The 2,916-nt window shown below is 62.5% G+C and carries 4 protein-coding genes; all 4 read right to left on the reverse strand.

Going from position 1 to position 2,916, the window contains the following annotated elements; translation table 11 throughout:
- Positions 1 to 273: 273 nt before the first annotated feature.
- Positions 274 to 1,179 (reverse strand): hypothetical protein, encoded by a 906-nt coding sequence (locus tag ACH2EI_RS12085; RefSeq protein ID WP_395160182.1) that lies wholly within the window; start codon positions 1,177 to 1,179, stop codon positions 274 to 276.
- Complete coding sequence (locus ACH2EI_RS12090) at positions 1,172 to 1,438, reverse strand: hypothetical protein (protein ID WP_395160184.1); 267 nt, start codon at positions 1,436 to 1,438, stop codon at positions 1,172 to 1,174. The genes ACH2EI_RS12085 and ACH2EI_RS12090 overlap by 8 nt, the downstream gene beginning before the upstream one ends.
- Before the next feature lie 98 nt (positions 1,439 to 1,536).
- Positions 1,537 to 2,049 carry a GNAT family N-acetyltransferase gene (locus tag ACH2EI_RS12095; RefSeq protein ID WP_395156062.1) on the reverse strand — a complete coding sequence of 171 codons (513 nt, stop codon included), beginning with the start codon at positions 2,047 to 2,049 and terminating at the stop codon, positions 1,537 to 1,539.
- Between the two features lie 253 nt (positions 2,050 to 2,302).
- Positions 2,303 to 2,916 (reverse strand): hypothetical protein (locus ACH2EI_RS12100; protein WP_395160186.1); only part of this gene is annotated, 614 nt, incomplete at its 5' end.

Raw genomic sequence — 2,916 nt, forward strand, 5'->3', positions numbered from 1 at the left:
CCTCGTTTCGAGCCGCTCGCTGTACTTCAAGATCGAAGCCGACAGCACGGTCGTCGAGGTCCAAAGTTGCTGATCGGCGTCAGCCTTACCCGCTCGTAACAACACGGCGCCACCACCCGGCGACCCGACCGATATCGGCACGGATGCGCTCGGGTACCCGCCCAGAATGTGCGCTCATGGCGACAGCCATGAAACGTCTCAGGTGAGGCATGCCAAGGTCCGTTTGGTCTCGTGTCGAGACTCGTCAGGTCCGCACGCAGCGCAGTGGATCAGTCATGAGATCCACTGCGGTCCAACCGTTCCCACCACGGCCCAGCCGGCGCCGTCTTGTCGGACTTCGTGCGTTCCACCGATCCCACACGTGCCGCCGCACCAAAGGCTTGTGGTGATCTCGGCGGTGTCGCCTTCGACGATCGGAGTCGCAATGGAGAGCACGGCGCCGACCTCGGTGTAGTCGGAACTCTCATCGACGATGACGCTGCTGGCATCGGTGATCCAGGTGACCGGCATTGGTCGGAGCGCTGCCTCGACGGCGGTTTTCGTCGATTGCGGGATCGGACTGTCGGGGTCGGAGACGACGAATCCGTCTCGGTTCGTGCCGAAGTTGTTGATGATATTGATCCGGTCAAAGACGTCTTGGCCGCCGAAGCTGTTGTCGTCGAACAACCGGGTGGCTACCGCGGCGCTGACGGCTTCGTCGGCGTTCGCCAGTGGGGGGTCCGAGGCGATGGGGTCGGCGTAGCACCATTGGGCGCTTTCGACATCGAAGGTGCCCTCCGGGCGATCAATCAGTTGGTACGAACCGACGCTCTCACCGTCGAAGAGGATCTTCCCGTCACTGAGTTGCAGTCCTTCCAGCCCAGTGCTCTGAGTAGCAAGGTTCGCCAGTGCTGCATCTGGCGTGAGGAACGGGGAGGGCTCGTCTTCTGCAAACGATGCCTCCATTGATTCGCAGAGCCCTGCGAGGTCGGAGTCGAAGTACGGGATATCTGGAACCGCTGAACTGGAGGCCTCGAGGCCGTCCGCTTCGCCCGGCAATAGCTCAGCCTGGTCGTCGGAGCCGCATGCGGCGAGAGCGCCCAGACCGGCAAAGATGACAACGGCAAGAGTGCGACGTATGACCATGTGGGTTTGACGTCGACCGAGCGCTGCGGGTTCCTGGTTCACGACATCAATCATGGACGACGAAGACATAGCACTCGACATCCACGACGACGCTTGCAACGAGTCGAGCACCGAGGTGTTGGAGACCAGTCTCTTGTGACACGAAGTCTCGGCTGCGAACAGCCGGCCGGTACACCGCGCCAGCAGAGCAGACGACTGAAATCACATTCGCACCGTTGAGTCGGTGATCGGCGACAGCGTCGGCGACAGCGACAGCGACGGCGTACGACGCTCCAATCCTTGGGTTCGCTGCGTCCTCGACTCTTCGGTTCACAGCTCATAACAACGGAGCCACAGACGGCCGGTGACCGATCAGAACGGCACGTCCGCGAGCGGCTTGGCGCTCGATATCGCCAGCTCATCGACGGGTCGTCACGAGGGACTGGTCGAACTGGCCCAGAACTCCTCGCCGTCGTCATCGACCGCCCCCGTCCGTGCCAAGCCAACAGAAGCGGCAACCCGATGCGACGCGATGTGGTCGGGGTGGATGTGTGCGATGAAACCTCGAATGCCTCGGTGGGCCAGTTCGGCGATCATCGCGTTGACAGCCTCGGCCGCAAGGCCCTGCCCTTGGTGATCTACTCCGACCAGCCACGCAATGTCCGATGAGTCACCGGAGACGGTAGCCTGAACAAAGCCCATCACCTCGGCCGTGTCGCTTCTCCGGGCGATCCAGTTGAGCCACTGTTCTCCGTCGTGACCTGAGCCGGCGACTTGCGCTCGGTACCTCGTGACGAGCCCCTCGACTGTCGGTGGCTCACCGCCGGTGAATTCGTAGAGGCCATGGTCTGCGAGCACGGTCACCATCTCATCGGCGTGCTCGATTCGGAGTGGCTCCAGGACCAGTCGGCGAGTTTGCAGGGCCTCGGCCGCGATCGGATTCATCAAGACACCCTTGCATGCCCCCGGTGAAGACGATCGCTGTCAGCGTCCCCGATCAGAACGTCCGACCCTATTGACGACCAACCCGAGCGAGATCGGCACGTCGGTGCTCGATCGTCCGCTGAATATCGTGCGGATGGCTGCCCGATCGCCCGCATCGTGGGTGCGTTCGCCGATCCGGATTGGATCGGCCGCTATGTGGGGTTCCTGTCTGTCGGGCGGCCGGAAGGGTGCCTGGTTTTCGTGCTGTGTCAGCTCAGGCGCGGTTCTTGGACGGTCGAGTCGTGGCTGCGATTCCACCGGTTGTCAGCACCAATGCAGTCATGCAGGCGAGGAGGGCGCCGACGATCAGTTCGGCTTTGGCGGTGAAGAAGAACGCATTGCTTGACAGCATGAAGCCGATGGTGCCGACCGGGACGAAGAGCAGGCCGAGAGTGATCGTCCATGACGGCCGCAAGAGACACGCAACGAACGCCGCCAACGACGCCGCAACGACGACGGGCACAGCGAACCCAGGCAGGTGCGGGAGAGCTTCCCAGAGAACCACGGCTCCACGGCCAGTGAGATAGTCGAATTTCACGTTGATTCGAATGGCGAGAGCGGCGCCGATGACGACACCCAGCATCGGCGCGCCGAGACGTGGCGCTATCGAACGCGTCGAGGCTTGGTGATCCGGGCGGGTGGCGATCACCAAGCCGAGCAGAACCAACGACGACATGAGCGAGCGTTGCGCCATGGTGTGTTCGGGGCCTGCGATGACACCAATGGTGGAGCATGCAACTGAGATCCATCCGGCACGTCGCAACAGCTTCGTCGGCGTCCACACCGACAACGCTGCAAGCGCGATGAATGGGCTCCATAAACCAACGA

It is taken from the genome of Ilumatobacter sp. (assembly GCF_041688325.1).
Taxonomy (GTDB): domain Bacteria; phylum Actinomycetota; class Acidimicrobiia; order Acidimicrobiales; family Ilumatobacteraceae; genus Ilumatobacter_A.